Annotated in this window: 18 protein-coding genes; 8 read left to right on the forward strand and 10 right to left on the reverse strand. The window is 68.0% G+C overall.

The features are described from left to right. Window positions 1–2 precede the first annotated feature (2 nt). Window positions 3–764 carry a class I SAM-dependent methyltransferase gene (locus ASG72_RS10180; RefSeq protein WP_056711694.1) on the forward strand — a complete coding sequence of 254 codons (762 nt, stop codon included), beginning with the start codon at window positions 3–5 and terminating at the stop codon, window positions 762–764. A 39-nt stretch (window positions 765–803) separates the two neighbouring features. On the opposite strand, the gene ASG72_RS10185 is transcribed toward ASG72_RS10180, so the two are convergent. Both ASG72_RS10185 and ASG72_RS10190 read right to left on the reverse strand, forming a co-directional pair. After that, window positions 804–1,208 (reverse strand): rhodanese-like domain-containing protein, encoded by a 405-nt coding sequence (locus tag ASG72_RS10185; RefSeq protein WP_056711696.1) that lies wholly within the window; start codon window positions 1,206–1,208, stop codon window positions 804–806. An 8-nt stretch (window positions 1,209–1,216) separates the two neighbouring features. Next, complete coding sequence (locus ASG72_RS10190; RefSeq protein ID WP_056711698.1) at window positions 1,217–2,419, reverse strand: pyridoxal phosphate-dependent aminotransferase; 1,203 nt, start codon at window positions 2,417–2,419, stop codon at window positions 1,217–1,219. A 236-nt stretch (window positions 2,420–2,655) separates the two neighbouring features. Between ASG72_RS10190 and ASG72_RS10195 the strand changes: the two genes are divergently transcribed. Continuing rightward, on the forward strand, window positions 2,656–3,471 hold the full coding sequence (locus ASG72_RS10195) for a transglutaminase family protein (protein WP_056711700.1): 816 nt from the start codon (window positions 2,656–2,658) through the stop codon (window positions 3,469–3,471). A 42-nt stretch (window positions 3,472–3,513) separates the two neighbouring features. Here the strand turns inward: ASG72_RS10195 and ASG72_RS10200 are convergent, their stop codons facing one another. Both ASG72_RS10200 and ASG72_RS21410 read right to left on the reverse strand, forming a co-directional pair. Next, window positions 3,514–3,750, reverse strand: a complete 237-nt coding sequence (locus ASG72_RS10200; protein ID WP_056711701.1) for a hypothetical protein — start codon at window positions 3,748–3,750, stop codon at window positions 3,514–3,516. Continuing rightward, window positions 3,747–3,881: a hypothetical protein gene (locus tag ASG72_RS21410; protein WP_280137746.1), complete on the reverse strand. Its 135-nt coding sequence runs from the start codon at window positions 3,879–3,881 to the stop codon at window positions 3,747–3,749. Before ASG72_RS21410 ends, ASG72_RS10200 begins: the two co-directional genes overlap by 4 nt. A 282-nt stretch (window positions 3,882–4,163) precedes the next feature. Between ASG72_RS21410 and ASG72_RS10205 the strand changes: the two genes are divergently transcribed. The 5 genes from ASG72_RS10205 to ASG72_RS10225 all read left to right on the forward strand — a co-directional run bounded on the left by ASG72_RS10205 (window position 4,164) and on the right by ASG72_RS10225 (window position 8,721). Then, window positions 4,164–5,354 carry a lytic murein transglycosylase gene (locus ASG72_RS10205; protein WP_056711703.1) on the forward strand — a complete coding sequence of 397 codons (1,191 nt, stop codon included), beginning with the start codon at window positions 4,164–4,166 and terminating at the stop codon, window positions 5,352–5,354. A gap of 109 nt (window positions 5,355–5,463) precedes the next feature. After that, the gene (locus tag ASG72_RS10210; RefSeq protein ID WP_056711705.1) at window positions 5,464–5,853 is read left to right on the forward strand and encodes a RidA family protein; all 390 of its coding nucleotides are present in this window, start codon (window positions 5,464–5,466) and stop codon (window positions 5,851–5,853) included. Between the two features lie 83 nt (window positions 5,854–5,936). Continuing rightward, complete coding sequence (leuB, locus tag ASG72_RS10215; RefSeq protein ID WP_056711708.1) at window positions 5,937–7,043, forward strand: 3-isopropylmalate dehydrogenase; 1,107 nt, start codon at window positions 5,937–5,939, stop codon at window positions 7,041–7,043. A 114-nt stretch (window positions 7,044–7,157) separates the two neighbouring features. Further along, window positions 7,158–8,114, forward strand: coding sequence for a protein-methionine-sulfoxide reductase catalytic subunit MsrP (gene msrP / locus ASG72_RS10220; protein WP_056711710.1), 957 nt, complete (start codon window positions 7,158–7,160; stop codon window positions 8,112–8,114). A 37-nt stretch (window positions 8,115–8,151) separates the two neighbouring features. Beyond that, window positions 8,152–8,721 (forward strand): methylated-DNA--[protein]-cysteine S-methyltransferase, encoded by a 570-nt coding sequence (locus ASG72_RS10225; RefSeq protein WP_056711712.1) that lies wholly within the window; start codon window positions 8,152–8,154, stop codon window positions 8,719–8,721. Window positions 8,722–9,056: 335 nt separating this feature from the next. Here ASG72_RS10225 and ASG72_RS10230 read toward each other — a convergent pair whose 3' ends face one another. The 3 genes from ASG72_RS10230 to ASG72_RS10240 form a co-directional block, all read right to left on the reverse strand. Beyond that, entirely contained in the window at window positions 9,057–9,947 is an 891-nt protein-coding gene (locus tag ASG72_RS10230) for a LysR family transcriptional regulator (RefSeq protein WP_056711714.1), read from the reverse strand. Between the two features lie 153 nt (window positions 9,948–10,100). Continuing rightward, entirely contained in the window at window positions 10,101–11,066 is a 966-nt protein-coding gene (gene trxB, locus ASG72_RS10235; protein ID WP_056711718.1) for a thioredoxin-disulfide reductase, read from the reverse strand. Window positions 11,067–11,154: 88 nt separating this feature from the next. Continuing rightward, on the reverse strand, window positions 11,155–12,144 hold the full coding sequence (locus ASG72_RS10240) for a mitochondrial fission ELM1 family protein (protein ID WP_056711720.1): 990 nt from the start codon (window positions 12,142–12,144) through the stop codon (window positions 11,155–11,157). 116 nt (window positions 12,145–12,260) lie between these two features. Here ASG72_RS10240 and ASG72_RS10245 point away from each other — a divergent pair, with 116 nt between their 5' ends. Beyond that, window positions 12,261–12,722, forward strand: a complete 462-nt coding sequence (locus tag ASG72_RS10245; protein ID WP_056711722.1) for an Lrp/AsnC family transcriptional regulator — start codon at window positions 12,261–12,263, stop codon at window positions 12,720–12,722. A gap of 60 nt (window positions 12,723–12,782) precedes the next feature. Here the strand turns inward: ASG72_RS10245 and ASG72_RS10250 are convergent, their stop codons facing one another. The 3 genes from ASG72_RS10250 to carB form a co-directional block, all read right to left on the reverse strand. Continuing rightward, window positions 12,783–13,298: a hypothetical protein gene (locus tag ASG72_RS10250; RefSeq protein WP_162246228.1), complete on the reverse strand. Its 516-nt coding sequence runs from the start codon at window positions 13,296–13,298 to the stop codon at window positions 12,783–12,785. 38 nt (window positions 13,299–13,336) lie between these two features. Continuing rightward, window positions 13,337–13,810: a transcription elongation factor GreA gene (gene greA, locus ASG72_RS10255; RefSeq protein WP_056711726.1), complete on the reverse strand. Its 474-nt coding sequence runs from the start codon at window positions 13,808–13,810 to the stop codon at window positions 13,337–13,339. A gap of 113 nt (window positions 13,811–13,923) precedes the next feature. Then, window positions 13,924–17,286 carry a carbamoyl-phosphate synthase large subunit gene (gene carB, locus ASG72_RS10260; protein WP_056712565.1) on the reverse strand — a complete coding sequence of 1,121 codons (3,363 nt, stop codon included), beginning with the start codon at window positions 17,284–17,286 and terminating at the stop codon, window positions 13,924–13,926. Window positions 17,287–17,382 lie beyond the last annotated feature (96 nt).

The following is a 17,382-nucleotide window of genomic DNA, read 5'->3' on the forward strand; positions in this document are numbered from 1 at the left end:
GCATGACCGATCTTCCCTCTCCGGGCCATGAGGCGGTCTCGGCCTATCTCGACGGCGGCTATGCCAGCGTCGTCGGCATGTCCTCGCGCTTCGCCGCGGCGATCTGCGCCAGGCTGCTGCGGCTGCAATCGGAGGAGGGGATCGCCGGTTCGATCGCCGAGATCGGCTGTTTCGAGGGGCGCTTCTTCATCGCGCTCGCCCATGCGCTGGAGCCCGGCGAGCTGGCGATCGGCGTCGACATCTTCTCCTGGCCCAATCCCGAGGTGAAGGACCGGTTCGAGGCGAATTGCCTGAGGCACGGCATCGCGCCTGAGCGGCGCGTCACCGTGCAAGGCGACAGCGGCGCGATGACCGCGGAGGAGCTGATGGCCCATGCCGGCGGCGAGCGCCTGCGGCTGATCCATATCGATGGCGAGCATTCCCGCGCGGCGCTGGCGAAGGACCTCGAACTGGCGACGCAATGCCTGAGCGAGGGCGGGCTGATCGTGCTCGACGACATGCTGCACCCCGGCTACCCCACGCTGATGGTAGCGGTGCAGGCCTATCTCGAGGCGCATCCCGAGATCGTGCCGCTCTGCGTGATCGACCGCGAAACCATCGTCGGCGCGACGAAATTCGTGCTGTGCCAGCGTGACTGGTTCGAGCGCTATCAGGCCAAGATGCTCGTGATCTTCAAGGAACAGATCTGGCCCCTCGGCGCGGATTTCGAACCGCATTGGTGCCTGGTCCTGTCGCAGGATACGCGGCTCGCCGAGATCGTCTGACCGGCCGCCGGGGGCGTGGCTCGTCCGCTGCGCCGGCGGTCAGCGCCCCAGCGGCAGCTTCTCCGCCTGCCAGCCGCCCGGGCCCAGCATGCCGCCGCGGATGACCAGCAGGTCGCGCCAGCCGCGCTGGGCGAGCTTGCGCTGCACGCTCGCCGCCAGCCCGCCCGTCCGGTCGATGAGCGCGATCCGCTTGCCGGCATTGTCGAGCCGCAGCCCGGCGAGCCGGAGTTCGAAGCCCGGCGAGGCGGCATCGAGCTTCACCGCCCCGAGCGGCACCCCGTCATCGTCCCATTCCCGGGCGGTGCGGATGTCGACCAGCACCAGGCTCCCGGCACGCACCTGCTCATGGGCATCGCGGGCCGGGAGGAGCGATTGCCCGGCGGCGGGCTGAATCAGAAGGGCGCCGCCGATCACGGCAGCGCCCCAGATCGCAAAGCCGCCCAAGGCCGCGCTCAGCGCAGCTCGGCGCAGAAGCGCTGGATGCGGCGGCAGGCCTCTTCCAGCTTCTCGTCCGAGGTGGCGTAGGAGATGCGGAAATTCGGGCCGAGGCCGAAGGACGAGCCATGCACGGCGGCCACGGCCTCGGTCTCGAGAATGCCCATGACCAGATCCTCGTCGGTCTCGATCGTCTTGCCGTTCGGCATGGTCTTGCCGATCAGGGCCGAGCAGTCGGGATAGACGTAGAAGGCGCCTTCCGGCTTGGGGCAGACCAGGCCGCGGGTCTGGTTCAGCATGGAGACGACGAGATCGCGCCGGCGCTCGAACGCCTTCTTGAAGACGGGGAGGTGGTCCTGCGGACCGTCCAGCGCCTCGACCGCCGCCCATTGCGAGATCGCCGAGGTGCCGGAGGTCTGCTGCCCCTGCACCAGATCCATCGCGTTCATCAGATGCTGCGGCCCGGCGGCGTAGCCGATGCGCCAGCCGGTCATGGCGTAGGATTTCGAGACGCCGTTCATGGTCAGCGTGCGCTCATACAGGCCGGGCTCGACCTGCGCCGGCGTGACGAACTGGAAATCGCCATAGACGAGATGCTCGTACATGTCGTCCGTCAGCACCCAGACATGGGGGTGGCGCATCAGCACGTCGGTGAGCTTCTTCATCTCGGCATGGCTGTAGGCCGCACCGGACGGGTTGGAAGGCGAATTCAGGATCACCCATTTCGTCTTCGGCGTGATCGCGCGCTCCAGCTCCTCCGGCTGCAGCTTGAACTCGTTCTCGATCGTCGTCTCGGCGAAGGTCGCGGTGCCCCCGCAGAGCGCGACCATCTCGGGATAGCTGACCCAATAGGGCGAGACGCAGATCACCTCGTCGCCCGGGTTCAGCGTGGCGAGCAGCGCGTTGTAGATGACGTGCTTGCCGCCGGTGGAGACGATGGTCTGGCTCGGCTTGTAGTCGAGGCCGTTCTCGCGCTTGAGCTTGCGGGTGATCGCCTCGCGCAGCTGCGGGATGCCCGAGACCGGGGTGTATTTCGTCTCGCCGCGGCGGATGGCGGCGATCGCCGCTTCCTTGATATTGTCCGGCGTGTCGAAATCCGGCTCGCCGACGGAGAGCGAGATCACATCCTTGCCCTGGGCCTTCAGATCCCGCGCCTTCTGCGTGATGGTGATGGTCGCAGACGGCTTCACGCGCTTCAGGGCGTCGGCAAGGAAGGCCATGGGACTGTTCTCCGGGCGGGTCGATGATGCGCGAGGACGAGGCGCGCGCGTGGTTTAGGGCCCGGAGCCGGCTACCGCAAGCGCGACTGCGTGATCGCGGCCAGTAGCGGACGGAATGATACGAGGTCGGCGGCCCGCCGAAGATGTGTCGTGAAGCCGGCTGAAAAGGTGCATGGTGGCGGCTCCGGCCGCGAGGCCACCGACAGCGCGCCAGGGGCGTGCGGAAAGCATCCCGCGTGAAACTCAGGATCGGCTACGAACTGGACTATGATTTTCCGCAGCCGACCCCGGTCATCCTGATGCTGCACGTGCATTTCAGCCGCGTGTCGGATCTGGCGGCGCCGGACCAGATGCGCATCACGCCGGCCGTGCCGGTCAGCGCCTATCGCGACGGCTTCGGCAATTGGTGCACCAGGCTGCTGGCGCCGCAGGGCCGGATGCGCATCACCGCCGATGCGGTGATCGAAGATAGCGGCCTCCCCGAGGCGTTCGACCGCTCGGTCGGCCAGGTGGCGGTGGAAAATCTGCCGGAGGAATGCATCGTCTTCCTGTTGCCCAGCCGCTTCTGCGACAGCGACCAGCTGCTCGATCTGGCCTGGCAGCTGTTCGGCCATACGCCGCCCGGCGGGGCGCGCGTCCAGGCCATATGCGACTTCGTGCATCAGCGCATCGCCTTCAACTACAACGATGCCAGCGTCGGCCGCACCGCCTCGGACGCCTATCGCGAAGGGCGCGGGGTCTGCCGCGACTATGCCCATCTCGCCGTCGCCTTCTGCCGGGCGATGAACATCCCGGCGCGCTACTGCACCTGCTATCTCAGCGATATCGGCACGCCCGAACCCTATCCGCCGGGGGATTTCGCCGCCTCCTTCGAAGCCTATCTGGAAGGCGGCTGGCAGATCTTCGATCCGCGCAACAACAGCCCGCGGATCGGGCGGGTGCTGATCGCGCGCGGGCGCGACGCTGCGGATGTGGCGATCGCCACCACCTTCGGCCCGAATACGCTGACCGGCTTCAAGGTCTGGACGGACGAGATTCGTGGCGAGGCGTAAGGGCCGCGCCGAACGCGCGGCCCTGGCCGACGGACGCTGCGATCAGCTTTCGAAGAGCTTGGGAGCCTCCGGCTTCCTGGCGCGCAGCGGCGTCTTGCGCGTCAGGCCCTTGGCGGGCGCCTTGACCGGCTCCTCGGCCGAAGCCTGGGCGGTGCCCTCGGGCGCGGCCTCAGCGACATTCTGCTCCGGCGTCGCGGCGGGCGGTGCCGGCCGCGGCTGCGGGGCGGGTGCCGCGGCCTTCTCCGTCTCGGCCGGGTCGATCGTGCGGAAGCGGATCATTTCTTGCGCGGCTGCCCGGCGGCCGCCTTGGCGACGACGGCGGCGAATGTCGACGGGGCTGCCGCCGCCTCCTTGGGCTTCACCTTCTTCGGCTTCTTGGCTTCGCGATTGCCGCGTTGTTCCTTGGCCATGATCTCGCTCCTTGGGGCGCGAGGCCCGCGGAATGCGGCCCTCGGGGGGAAACGCCGGCGGTTCAGGCGCCGCCGGCCGGTCGATCGTCATGCAGAGGGTCGGGCTTCATCGGCGGCTTTCGCCTGCCGCGGCGGGGCCAGCGGCCCTCGGTGTCGAAGCAGTGACGCAGCCTAGGCCAGGCGCGGCGCCGGCGCACCTGGTTTCTTTGGCCGCAGCCGCGCGTTAACCTCCCTTAACGGCTCGCCTCTAGTTTTGCCCTTTCACGCGATTCGGAGGACCTCATGCGCGCGTCACACCTGGCCCTGCCACTCGCCCTCGTCGCCTCGCTGGCGTCGCTGCCCGCCCGCGCCGATTTCCAGTCCTGCCTCGCGGGGCTGCGCTCGGCCGCCGCGGCCAAGGGCGTGTCGACCGCGACCTTCGACCGCGCGATGGCGGGGATCGAGCCGGACATGAAGGTGATCGAGCTGATGAACAATCAGCCCGAATTCAAGACGCCGATCTGGGATTATCTCGGCACGCTGGTCGATGACGAAAAGGTCGCGGAGGGCCGCGCGATGCTGCGCCAGCACGCTGCGACTCTGGCCGCCGCGGAGCAGCGCTTCGGCGTCGACCGGCACACCATCGTCGCGGTCTGGGGCGTGGAGAGCGATTTCGGCAAGGCGCGCGGCCGGATGCCGCTGGTGCAGGCGCTCTCGACCGGCGCCTGCCTGGCGCCGCGGCGCAACGCCTTCTTCAAGGGCGAGCTGATCGCGACGCTGCAGATCATCCAGCGCGGCGACGTCCGGCCGGAGCGGCTGATGGGGTCCTGGGCCGGCGCCTTCGGCCATACGCAGTTCATCCCCTCGACCTATCTGCGGCTCGCCGTCGACGGCGACGGGGACGGGCGCCGCGACCTGGTGGATTCCATCCCCGACGCGCTGCATTCCACCGCGAATTTCATGGACAAGGCCGGCTGGGTCACCGGCGCGAGCTGGGGCTACGAGGTGCGGGTCCCCGACGGATATTCCGGCCCGACCGGCCGCAATCCGAAGCAGCCTGTCTCGAGCTGGGCGGCGCGCGGCATCACCCGCATCGACGGCTCGCCCCTTTCGGGCGGCGGCGCCGCGGGCCTGCTGATGCCGGCCGGGCGCAACGGTCCGGCCTTCCTGGTCTTCAAGAATTACGACGCGGCCTACAGCTATAATGGTGCGGATTCCTATGCGCTGGCGATCTCGCTGCTCTCCGACCGGCTGCGCGGGCGGCCCGGGGTGCAGGCGGCCTGGCCGACCGACGATCTGCCGCTGTCGCGCGAGCAGCGGCGGGAATTGCAGCGGCTGCTGATCGCCCGCGGCTTCGATGTCGGCGAGCCCGATGGCGCCGTGGGCTCGCTGACCCGGGCGGCGATCAAGCAGATCGAGGCGAAGCTCGGCCTGCCGCAGACCGGGCGGCCGGGCGAGAAGGTGTTGCGCGCCCTGAAGAGCGGGCGCGTCTAGGCTCCGCTCCCATGAGGCCTCCAGACAGCGGCGCAGAAAACGGGTGGCGCGGCCGCGCATTCTTTGCCAGCCCTTGCGGCCTTCGCAGCGCCAAGCAGGACCGTGACGCATGACCCGCCGCCTGATCACCACCGGCTCGCCCTTCGAGACCGCCTTCGGCTATTCCCGCGCCGTCGTCGACGGCGATCTCGTCTTCGTCTCCGGCACCACCGGCTATGACTACGCCACGATGACGCTGCCGGAGGACCCGGCGGAACAGGCGCGCAACATCTTCCGGACCATCGCATCCGTGCTGGCCGAGGCCGGCTCCTCGCTGGAGCAGGTGGCACGGGCGCAGTATTTCGTCACCGACCGCGCCTATTGCGAGCCGGTTCTGCAGGTCTGCGGCGAGGTCTTCGGCACGATCAGGCCCGCAGCCGCGATCTATGTCGTCTCCGGCATGCTGAAGCCGGAGATGAAGGTCGAGATCGAGGTGACGGCGCGGCTGTCGCAGGGCTGATCCCGGTCGCTTGCGCTTGCGCCGCTGCGGCGCGGGGCCTAATCAGCCGCCACGGCAACGACACAAGCGCGAGGCGACGACCGATGGCGACCCATAAGCTCCTGATGCTCCCCGGCGACGGGATCGGCCCCGAGGTGATGGCGCAGGTGGAGACGATCGTCTCCTGGTTCGGCCGGCAGGGGCTCGGCGCCTTCGAGATCGAGAAGGGGCTGGTCGGCGGCTCCGCCTATGACGCGCATGGGCAGGCGATCTCCGACGGCGACATGAAGCTGGCGCAGCAGGCCGATGCGGTGCTGTTCGGCGCGGTCGGCGGGCCGAAATGGGCCGATGTCCCCTATGAGCACCGGCCCGAGGCCGGGTTGCTGCGGCTGCGCAAGGATCTCGGCCTGTTCGCCAATCTGCGCCCGGCGATCTGCTACCCCGCACTGGCATCGGCCTCCTCGCTGAAGCCGGAGGTGGTCGAGGGGCTCGACATCCTGATCGTGCGCGAACTCACCGGCGGCGTCTATTTCGGCGAGCCCAAGGAGATCGTGACGCTGGAGGACGGCTCGCGGCGCGGTGTCGACACGCAGCTCTACACCACGCCCGAGATCGAGCGGATCAGCCGCGTCGCCTTCGAACTGGCGCGGACGCGGCGCAACAAGGTCTCCTCGGCCGAGAAGCACAATGTGATGAAGACCGGCGTGCTCTGGAAGCAGACCGTGACGGCGCTGCACGCCAAGGACTATGCCGATGTCGAGCTCGAGCATGTGCTGGCCGATAATTGCGCGATGCAGCTGGTGCGCTGGCCGAAGCAATATGACGTGATCGTCACCGATAATCTCTTCGGCGACATCCTCTCGGATGTGGCGGCGATGCTGACGGGGTCGCTCGGCATGCTGCCTTCGGCCTCGCTCGGCGCGGAGGATCCGGCGACCGGCAAGCGCAAGGCGCTGTACGAGCCCGTGCATGGTTCGGCGCCCGATATCGCGGGCAAGGGCCTCGCCAATCCGATCGCGATGATCGGCTCCTTCGCCATGGCGCTGCGCTATTCCTTCGGCGCGATCGAGGCCGCGGACCGGCTGGAAGGCGCGATCGCCGCTGTGCTGGGCTCCGGCACGCGCACCAAGGACATCGCGGCGCCGGGCGCCAACGCCGTCTCGACCAGCGAGATGGGCCAGGCGATCGTCAAGGCGCTGGAAGCCCGCTGACCGGCCGACGAGGCTGCGGGGCGCAAGGCCATGCGCCTTCGCCCCCTCTCCCTCTCGTGAATTGCGCGCGCTCTCCAGCCATGCGCTAAGCTCGCGCAGCAAGAGGAGTTGCCGATGCTGATCAAGACCCGTCCCGGCTGGGCGATCCGCGAGAGCGAGGCGACGCCCGAATCCGTTTTCCTGAACCGGCGATCCCTGCTGGGCGCCGGCGCAGGGCTGATCGCCAGCGCGGCTCTGCCCCGCATCGCCAGCGCGCAGGCCAAGGATCCGACGGCCGATCTCTACCCCGCCAGGCGCAACGAGGCCTTCACCCTCGACCGGCCCGTCACCGACGAGGACCTCGCCGCCAACTACAATAACTTCTACGAATTCGGCACGTCGAAGGACGTCGTCGCCGCCGCCAGCCGCATGCCGACCCGGCCCTGGACCGTCGCGATCGACGGGCTCGTCGAGAAGCCGTTCGAGATCGGCGTCGACGAGCTGATCCGCAAGATGCCGCTGGAAGAGCGGCTGTACCGGTTCCGCTGCGTCGAATCCTGGTCGATGGCCGTGCCCTGGACCGGCTTCCCGCTGAAGGCGCTGGTCGCGCTGGCGAAGCCGCTGTCTGGCGCCAAATACGTGCAGATGCAGACCTTCATGAATCCGAAGGTGGCGCCGGGGCAGGCGCAACGCTGGTATCCCTGGCCCTATACGGAAGGGCTGACCATGGCGGAGGCCGGCAATGATCTGACGCTGCTGGTGACGGGCGTCTACGGCAAGCCGCTCGCCAACCAGTTCGGCGCGCCGATCCGGCTGATCACGCCGTGGAAGTACGGGTTCAAATCGGTGAAATCGATCACCAAGATCAGCTTCGTCGCCGAGCGGCCGAAAACCTTCTGGGAAGGGCTGCAGCCGGCGGAATACGGGTTCTGGGCCAATGTGAACCCGGCCGTGCCGCATCCGCGCTGGACGCAGGCGAGCGAGCAGGTGCTGGGCACCCGCGAGCGCCGGCCGACCCTGCTGTTCAACGGCTATGCCGAGCAGGTGGCGGAGATGTACAAGGGGCTGGAGGGCGAGCGCCTCTACGTCTAGGCGGCGCGCAACATGCGGGCGCTCCCCGGGAGGTCCGATGGACGGCACAGGCTTCACCCTGTTCGATAGCGCGGTCGGGCGCTGCGCGCTGGTCTGGCGCGGAGCGGCGATCATCGGCGCGCAATTGCCGGAGCAGGACGAGGCGACGGCGCGCGAGCGGCTGGCGAAGCGGTTTCCGCAGGCCGCCGAGGCCGACCCGCCGGCCTTCATCGGCTCCGCCATCGCCGAGATCCGGGCGCTGCTGGAGGGGCGGCCGACGAGCCTCTCGCATCTCCCCATCGCGCTCGACCGCGTGCCGCCCTTCCACCGCCGGGTCTATGAGGTGGCGCTGTCGATCCCTCCGGGCGAGACCCTGACCTATGGCGCGGTGGCGGCGCGGCTCGGCGAGCCCGGGGCGGCGCGCGCCGTCGGGGTGGCGCTGGGGCAGAACCCGTTCCCGATCATCGTGCCCTGCCATCGCATCCTGGCGGCGGGCGGCCGGACCGGCGGCTTCTCGGCCGAAGGCGGCATCGAGACGAAACTGCGCCTGCTGACGATCGAGCAGGCGCGCATCGGCAGCCAGCCGAGCCTGTTCGAGGCGCTGCCGCTCGCCGCGCGTCCGCGCTGAGGATCGACCGATCGAGTTAGAAAAAAAGGCCGACCCGTGAGGGCCGGCCTTTGAAGTTTGAAACATCCGGCGCGAGCGCCAAACATCTCAGAGGGGAACGGCTGGAACGAACTCAACGCCGGGAGGAGGTAGCGGAGCCCGTTCCGAACAACCGTGTTTGTCATATCGGGCAGCACATGCCTTTTTGCAATGCAGCATTGCTTGGGTCAGACATGCGCCGGGCGCATGCGCGAGGCACAATCCCGCCCGAATCCATCATAAGTCATTGAGGAATATGCGTGAGGCGCGGTCCGCCGCCTGTTGGTCACCGAACAGGCGGCCTGCGCGTTATTTGCTCAATAGGTCCAGCGCTGGGCCTTCTGGATCAGGAAATCCCGGAAGACCTGGACCCGCGCCACGGATTTCATCTCTTCGGGATAGACCAGATAGCTCTCGAGCTGAGGCATTTCGGTCTCGCGCATCAATTGCACCAGGGGCGACCCGGTCTCGATCAGATAATCCGGCAGCACAGCGATGCCGGCGCCGGAATCGACGGCGCGCTTCATCGCGGTGATGTTGTTGACGGTGAGATGGATCGGCCGCGGGTTGCGCTGGTCGCGCCCCAGCGTGCCGAGCCAATGCACGGCCGTGAGATAGGAGGGCGAGGTGCCGCCGAAGGAGAGGATCCGGTGATTGTCCAGATCCTCATAGGTCTTCGGCTCGCCGAAGCGCTTCACATAGGCGGGCGAGCCATAGACGTGGAAATGCACGGTGAACAGCTTGCGCTGGATCAGGTCCGGCTGCTGCGGCTGGCGCAGGCGGATGGCGATGTCGGCCTCTCGCATCGACAGGTCGAGCTCCTCGTCGGTGAGGATGAGGTCGACCTTGATGTCGGGGTAGAGGTCCAGGAACTCCGCCAGCCGCGGCGTCAGCCAATGGCCGCCGAGGCCACGCGTCGCGGTGACCTTCAGCTCGCCGGAGGGATGCTCGCGCGTCTCGGAGAGCTGGGCGCGGGTCCGCTCGAGGCGCTGCGTCATCTCGCGAGCCGCACGCCAGAGCAACTCGCCCTGCTCGGTGAGGATCAAGCCGCGTGTATGCCTGTGGAACAGCGGCGCCCGCAATTCGCGCTCCAGCGCGCCAATCTGCCGGCTGACCGCCGATTGACTGAGCCCGAGAACGTCTCCCGCCTTGGTAAAGCTGCCAGATTCAGCGACGGTATAAAATATTCTGATGCGGTCCCAATCCACCGCGTTCCCCCTGTTATGCGTTGGGCGCATGTTGGGGTATAAAATCCTGTCGCGTCAATGTCTGCGTAACGGGCAGTACGCTTTTTCACACTGAATCTGGTGACGATCTCCATCAAGTTCGGTGATGGATGCAGCGTCAGGCGGCAGGGGCGGTCACTCCGCCGCCTGCAATTGCTCCGTCGCGGAGGCGGCGAGCCAGCGCTCGGCGTCGAGCGCGGCCATGCAGCCCAGCCCGGCCGCGGTCACGGCCTGGCGGTAATGCTCGTCGGTGACGTCGCCCGCGGCGAAGACCCCGGGGATATTGGTGCGGGCGGTGCCCGGCTCGACATGGAGATAGCCGGAGTCGCGCATGGCGAGCTGGCCGACGAACAGCTCCGTCGCCGGCTTGTGGCCGATCGCGATGAAGACGCCATCCGCCTTCAGCTCGCTCTCGGCCCCGGTCTTGAGGTTGCGCAGCCGCAGATGGGTGACGTTGGGCGGCTGGGTGCCGCCGCAGATCTCGGCGACTTCACTGTCCCAGACGATCTCGACCTTGGGATGCTTGAACAGCCGGTCCTGCATCACCTTCTCGGCCCGCAGCGAATCGCGGCGATGGACCAGCGTGACCTTGCTGGCGAGATTGGCGAGGTAGAGCGCCTCCTCGACCGCGGTATTGCCGCCGCCGACCACCGCGACCTCCTTGTTGCGGAAGAAGAAGCCGTCGCAGGTGGCGCAGGCCGACACGCCGAAGCCCTGGAAGGCCTGTTCCGAGGGCAGGCCGAGCCATCTCGCCTGCGCACCGGTGGCGATGATCAGCGCGTCGCAGGAATAGGTCTCGCCGCCATCGCCCCAGAGCCGGAAGGGGCGCTGCGAAAGATCGACCCGGGCGATGTGGTCGGAGACCATCCGCGTGCCCATATGCTCGGCCTGGGCCCGCATCTGCTCCATCAGCCAGGGGCCCTGCACCACATCGGCGAAGCCGGGATAGTTCTCGACATCGGTGGTGATCATCAATTGGCCGCCGGCCTGCATGCCGGAGATCATCACGGGCTCGAGCATGGCGCGGGCGGCATAGATCGCGGCGGTATAGCCGGCAGGGCCTGAGCCGACGATCATCACGCGGGCATGGGTGTGGGCCATGGTGCTGTTCCTGTTGCTGGGGGCGGGCCTGAACCCGCCCCTGACCGTGACATACGATGGCCGCCCGCGGATGCAAGCCGCGGATCGCTCAAGATCCGGCGAGGCCGAGCTGCTGCCTGTGCATAAGCCAGCCCTCGCGCACGAAGGCGGCGATCTCCTGCGTCGCGTCGACAGGGGGGTAACGCTCGCCCGCGAGCCGGCCTTCGAAATGATGGACCATGCCCTGCCGCTTCAGCGATTCCAGAAATTTCGCGAGTTTGCCGTGGCCGCCATGCGGCTCGAACACCAGGATCGGCACGCCGGCGGCGGTGGCCTCGCCGATCATATTGGTGGAATCGGCGGTGGTGACGATGCTGTCGGCATTGGCGAGAAGAGCGACATAGGGGTTCTCGCCCATGCCGTCCCACCACCAGCCGCCATGCCGGGCGAAGACCGCCTTCAGCGCCGCATCCAGCGCCGGCGGCGTGCGGCGCGAGCGCGAGCCCATCAGCGAGACGCCGGACCGCGCCAGCGCGTCGAGCCCCTCGGCGAAACGCGCGATGTCCTCCGGCCGGAAGCGGTGGTGGCGGCTGTCCCCGCCGGCCAGCACGGCCGCGCGCGGGGCGGGGAGGGCGGCGAGCCAGTGCGGCGGCTGCGCCCGCGCCTGCTCCAGCCGCGCCGGGGCGAGCCGGTGCGGCGAGGTGGTCGTCACCAGCACGTTTTCGCCGCGCAGCCGGTCATGCTCGGCGACCCAGAGCCGGTCGGCGCTGCCGGCCCCGGTGCGCGGATCCTTCAGCAGCACGGTGAAGCTGCGCCCGTTGGACGCCTTCTTGACGGCGCGGAGATAGGCGATGGCGCGCCGGCCCGAGGCGATGACGATGTCGGGGAAGGGCGGGCGGATCGGGCTGCCCGGCCGGTCCGGCGCCTCGCGCGGGTCGATCGGCCCGCGCGGCATCAGCCAGGCGAAGGGTTTGCGCGGGGCGACGCGGCGGATCTCCGGCGTGACCCCGAGCCGTTCGGCGACGCCGATGCACTGGACCTCGTCGCCGGCCTTGCCGTCGGTCAGGACCCAGATCTGCGGGGACGGGTCGGCGGGCAAGGCGAAGCTCCTCTGCGTGTCGGCGGCTTTCGGCCGGTCTCAGGCCTTGACGGCATGCGCCTTGTATCGCCTCCGCGCGGCGTCTACACCAGCGCAACCTTTTGCCGGGGCCTTCCGTGCGTTCCAAACTCGACGATATCGACCTGCGTATCCTGCGCGAGCTCCAGGCCGATGGGCGGATGACCAATGTCGAGCTGGCGAGCCGTGTCGGCATCTCGCCGCCGCCCTGCCTGCGGCGCGTGCGCGCGCTGGAGGAGGCCGGGCTGATCCGCGGCTACCGCGCCCAGCTCGACGAGCGCAAGCTCGGCATCGAGGTGGTGTGCTTCGCCTTCGTGCATCTGGCGAGCCAGGCCGAGGCCGATCTCGCTCTGTTCCAGAAGCGCATCCGCGACTGGAGCGCCGTCCGCGAATGCTGGACGCTGTCGGGCGATATCGACTTCATCCTGAAATGCGTGGCGCCGGACCTTAAGGCTTTTCAGGAATTCGTGGCCGATCTGACGAGCCTGCCCAATGTCCGCAACGTCCGGACCGCGCTGGCGCTCGAGCGGGTCAAGGACGAGCCGATCGTGCCGTTCTGAGCTGCGGGGCACGTCGCGGCGCCGGCACCCTCTCGCGCCGGCTCCCGATCGCGAGCCCGTTCAGCCCGCGACGTAGCGCTTGATCCAGGCCGCGTTGTGCTTGATCAGCCCGTCGATGCGGCGCTGGTCGATATCGGGGAGATACCAGGGGCCGGCGCTGAAGGCCGAGACCGTCGACAGCACCGGATAGGTTGCGAGCACGCGGTTGCCCGGCGCGACCAGCGTGGCGACGCTGTCGAAGGAATCGGAGGTGTTGCCGCCGCCGCCGCCGCCCCAGCGGCCACCGCCGCCGCCGCCGCTGCCGGCATAGCTGTTGAGGAAGACGCCGCGCACCGTGACGACGAGGGTGGCGCCGCGGCCGCGGCGATAGCCGGCGCCGAGCGCGGCAGCCAGTTCGCGCTCCATGCCGAGCTTGATCGCCAGGGCGTTCCCGCCCCAGCCCTGCTCCTGCAGCGCCGAGACATCGACGCGGATGGCGCCGATGACGGGCGCCTGTGCCAGGGCGAACGAGGGACCGAGAGCCAATGCGGCCGTGCCGGCCAGCAGGCCCGCGAGAAACTGTCGACGCGCTACCATCATGTCCTCCTGCGCTCAAACCGGCGCCGTGTCGCGAATCAGCGGAACTCGACGCTGATCACCTCATAGGACTTTCCGCCGCCGGGCGTGTTGACCTGGACCGAATCGCCGACCTTCTTGCCGATCAGCGCGCGGGCGATCGGCGAGCCGATCGAGACCTTGCCGGAGCGGACATCCGCCTCCGGTTCGCCGACGATCTGGTAGCTCTTCTTCTCTTCGGTATCGTCGTCGATGAGCTGGACGGTGGCCCCGAACTTGATGGTGTCGCCACCGAGCTTCGAGACGTCGATGATGTCGGCCCGGCCGATCAGCGATTCGAGCTCCTGGATACGACCCTCGTTCAGCGACTGCGCCTCCTTGGCGGCGTGATACTCCGCATTCTCCGAGAGATCGCCGAGGGCGCGCGCCTCGGAGATCGCCTGGATGATGCGCTGGCGCTCCACCTGCTGGCGCTGCTTGAGCTCGTCCTCGAGGGCGGCGAAGCCGCCCGCGGTCATAGGAACCTTATCCATCGTCCCGTCCCGGTTTTCGAAAGCCGTCCGCCGCCGGCTGCCGCATTCGCAGCCTGCGCCCCGGTCTCGATCATTCGTAAAGGCTGCCTTGGCCCAGTCCCGCCCGCCGCCGGTCAGGCGGCGCGCGTGAAATAGGATTGCAGCGAGCGTACTTCGAGATCGCCGCTGCAATAGGCCTTGATGCCTTCGGCAGCCGCGATCGCTCCGGCCAAGGTGGTATAATAGGGCACCTTGTGCAAGAGGGCCGTTCGGCGGAGGGAGCGCGAATCCGCCAGCGCCTGCGGCCCGTCCGTGGTGTTGAAGACCAGCTGGATCTCGCCGTTCTTGATGGCGTCGACGACGTGCGGGCGGCCCTCCAGCACCTTGTTGATCTTGGCGGCCTGGATGCCCTCGTCCTGCAGCAGGCGCAGCGTGCCGCCGGTGGCGAGGATGCGGAAGCCGAGATCGGCCAGGATGCGCATGCTGGGGATGATGCGCGGCTTGTCCTCGTCGCGCACCGAGACGAAGACAGTGCCCTTGACCGGGACCTTGGAGCCGGCGCCGAGCTGGCTCTTGGCGAAGGCGATGTCGAAGGACCGGTCGAGACCGATCACCTCGCCGGTCGAGCGCATTTCCGGCCCGAGCAGCACGTCCACGCCGGGGAAGCGGGCGAAGGGGAACACCGCCTCCTTGACGCCGACATGGCCGAGCGCGGCGGGCTTCAGGCCGAAGCTCTCCAGGCTCTCCCCGGCCATGATCCGCGCCGCGATCTTGGCGATCGGCTGGCCGATCACCTTGGCGACGAAGGGCACGGTGCGCGAGGCCCGCGGATTGACCTCGAGCACGTAGATGACGCCGTCCTTGATGGCGTATTGGACGTTCATCAGCCCGCCGACATCGAGCGCCAGCGCCATCGCCTTGGTCTGGCGCTCCAGCTCGGCGATGGTGGCCAAGGACAGCGAGCGCGGCGGCAGCGAACAGGCGGAATCGCCGGAATGGATGCCGGCCTCCTCGATATGCTCCATGATCCCGGCGATGAAGGCGTCCTTGCCGTCGCTGAGGCAGTCGACATCGACCTCGATCGCATCCGAGAGATAGCGGTCGAAGAGCAGCGGGTTCTTGCCGAGAACCGTGTTGATCTGCCCGGTCTTGTCGTTGGGATATTTGGCCTTGACCTCGGAGGGGATCAGGCTGGGCAAGGTGCCGAGCAGGTAATCCTCGAACATCACCTCGTCGCGGATGATCGCCATGGCGCGCCCGCCGAGCACATAAGAGGGCCGCACGACGAAGGGCAGGCCGAGCTCGCCGGCGATGATGCGCGCCTGCTCGACGGAATAGGCGATGCCGTTCTTGGGCTGCTTGAGCTGCAGCTTGTCGAGCAGGCGCTTGAAGCGGTCGCGATCCTCGGCGAGGTCGATCATGTCGGGCGACGTGCCCAGGATCGGGATGCCCGCCGCTTCCAGCGCATTAGCGAGCTTCAGCGGGGTCTGCCCGCCGAACTGGACGATGACGCCGTGCAGCGTGCCCTTCGACATCTCGGTGGCGAGGATCTCGAGCACGTCCTCGGCGGTGAGAGGCTCGAAATAGAGCCGGTCGGAGGTGTCGTAATCGGTCGAGACGGTCTCCGGATTGCAGTTGACCATGATCGTCTCGTAGCCGGCGTCGCGCAGCGCGTAGCAGGCATGGCAGCAGCAATAGTCGAATTCGATGCCCTGGCCGATGCGGTTGGGCCCGCCGCCGAGGATCACGACCTTCTTGCGGTCGGACGGATCGGCCTCGTCGGCGGCGCGGCCGGCGAAGGGCATCGCATAGGTCGAGTACATATAGGCGGTGGGGGAGGCGAATTCCGCGGCGCAGGTGTCGATGCGCTTGTAGACCGGGCGCACATCGAGCGAGCGCCGCAGCTCGCGGACCTCCGCCTCGGTCTTGCCGGAGACAGCGGCGAGGCGCTTGTCGGAGAAGCCCATCGCCTTGACCTGCCGGAAGGCGCCGGGCGTCTGCGGCAGGCCGTGAACCCTGATCTTCTCCTCGGTGTCGACGATCTGGCGCATCTGCTCCAGGAACCAGGGGTCGATCCGGCAGCTCTCATGGATCTGCTCGTCGGTGAAGCCGAAGCGCATGGCCTGCGCGACCTGCAGGATCCGGTCGGGGGTCGGGGTCGAGAGCGCGGCCTTGATCGCGTTCTTGTCGTCGCCCTGGCCCAGCCCCTCGACCTCGATCTCGTCGAGGCCGTCGAGCCCGGTCTCCAGCGAGCGCAGCGCCTTCTGCAGCGATTCCTGGAAGGTGCGGCCGATCGCCATGGCCTCGCCGACTGATTTCATCGCCGTGGTCAGAGTGGGCTCGGCGCCGGGGAATTTCTCGAAGGCGAAGCGCGGGATCTTGGTGACGACATAGTCGATCGTCGGCTCGAAGGAGGCCGGCGTGGCCCCGCCCGTGATGTCGTTCTCGATCTCGTCGAGCGTGTAGCCGACCGCCAGCCGCGCCGCGACCTTGGCGATGGGGAAGCCCGTCGCCTTCGAGGCGAGCGCCGAGGAGCGCGAGACGCGCGGGTTCATCTCGATGACGATCATCCGGCCGGTCTCGGGATCGACCGCGAACTGCACGTTCGAGCCGCCGGTCTCGACGCCGATCTCGCGCAGCACCGCCAGCGAGGCGTCGCGCATGATCTGGTATTCCTTGTCGGTCAGCGTCAGCGCTGGCGCGACGGTGATGGAATCGCCGGTGTGGACGCCCATCGGGTCGATGTTCTCGATCGAGCAGACGATGATGCAATTGTCCTTGCGGTCGCGGACGACCTCCATCTCGTATTCCTTCCAGCCCAGCACGCTCTCCTCGATGAGGATCTCGCTGGTCGGGGAGGCGTCGAAGCCGCGCTCGCAGATCTCGATGAACTCGCCCTTGTTGTAGGCGATGCCGCCGCCGGTGCCGCCCATGGTGAAGGAGGGGCGGATGATGGCGGGCAGGCCGATATCGTCGAGCGCCGTCAAGGCCTGGCCGAGATTCTTGACATGGTGGGAGCGCGGCGTGTCGAGCCCGATCTTGGTCATCGCCTCGCGGAAGAGCTCGCGATCCTCGGCCTTGTCGATCGCCTCGGCCGTGGCGCCGATCATCTCGACACCGAATTTCTCGAGCACGCTGATCCTGTTGCCGGCCTCGTCGGTCAGCGTCTTCTTGTTGAGGGACAGCGCGCAGTTCAGCGCGGTCTGGCCGCCCATGGTCGGCAGCAGGGCGAAGCCGCCGGGGAGCACGTTGCGCTCCTTCTCGATGATCTTGGCGACGATTTCGGGGGTGATCGGCTCGACATAGGTGGCGTCGGCGAGATCAGGGTCGGTCATGATCGTCGCCGGGTTGGAATTGACCAGCACGATCCGGTAGCCCTCGGCCTTCAGCGTCTTCACCGCCTGGGTACCGGAATAGTCGAATTCGCAGGCCTGGCCGATGATGATGGGGCCGGCGCCGATGATCAGGATGGTCTCGATGTCTGTGCGCTTGGGCATGAGGCTCGACTTTTCGTCCCGGATCAGGCGCGCGCGCTCCTGTAGCCGTCCGATCATGCGAGCGGGCCGGTGCGAGCGCCTGAGATGAATGCTAGG

Source organism: Allobosea sp. Leaf344, from assembly GCF_001426225.1.
In the GTDB taxonomy this organism is placed as follows: Bacteria; Pseudomonadota; Alphaproteobacteria; order Rhizobiales; family Beijerinckiaceae; genus Allobosea.

What these genes read in the sequence shown, in the direction of transcription:
- ASG72_RS10180 (WP_056711694.1), top strand. Translation starts at nt 3, where the DNA reads ATGACCGATCTTCCCTCTCCGGGCCATGAGGCGGTCTCGGCCTATCTC.
- ASG72_RS10190 (WP_056711698.1), bottom strand. Translation starts at nt 2,419, where the DNA reads ATGGCCTTCCTTGCCGACGCCCTGAAGCGCGTGAAGCCGTCTGCGACC.
- ASG72_RS10200 (WP_056711701.1), bottom strand. Translation starts at nt 3,750, where the DNA reads ATGATCCGCTTCCGCACGATCGACCCGGCCGAGACGGAGAAGGCCGCG.
- ASG72_RS21410 (WP_280137746.1), bottom strand. Translation starts at nt 3,881, where the DNA reads ATGGCCAAGGAACAACGCGGCAATCGCGAAGCCAAGAAGCCGAAGAAG.
- ASG72_RS10205 (WP_056711703.1), top strand. Translation starts at nt 4,164, where the DNA reads ATGCGCGCGTCACACCTGGCCCTGCCACTCGCCCTCGTCGCCTCGCTG.
- ASG72_RS10210 (WP_056711705.1), top strand. Translation starts at nt 5,464, where the DNA reads ATGACCCGCCGCCTGATCACCACCGGCTCGCCCTTCGAGACCGCCTTC.
- leuB (WP_056711708.1), top strand. Translation starts at nt 5,937, where the DNA reads ATGGCGACCCATAAGCTCCTGATGCTCCCCGGCGACGGGATCGGCCCC.
- msrP (WP_056711710.1), top strand. Translation starts at nt 7,158, where the DNA reads ATGCTGATCAAGACCCGTCCCGGCTGGGCGATCCGCGAGAGCGAGGCG.
- ASG72_RS10225 (WP_056711712.1), top strand. Translation starts at nt 8,152, where the DNA reads ATGGACGGCACAGGCTTCACCCTGTTCGATAGCGCGGTCGGGCGCTGC.
- trxB (WP_056711718.1), bottom strand. Translation starts at nt 11,066, where the DNA reads ATGGCCCACACCCATGCCCGCGTGATGATCGTCGGCTCAGGCCCTGCC.
- ASG72_RS10250 (WP_162246228.1), bottom strand. Translation starts at nt 13,298, where the DNA reads ATGGTAGCGCGTCGACAGTTTCTCGCGGGCCTGCTGGCCGGCACGGCC.
- greA (WP_056711726.1), bottom strand. Translation starts at nt 13,810, where the DNA reads ATGGATAAGGTTCCTATGACCGCGGGCGGCTTCGCCGCCCTCGAGGAC.
- carB (WP_056712565.1), bottom strand. Translation starts at nt 17,286, where the DNA reads ATGCCCAAGCGCACAGACATCGAGACCATCCTGATCATCGGCGCCGGC.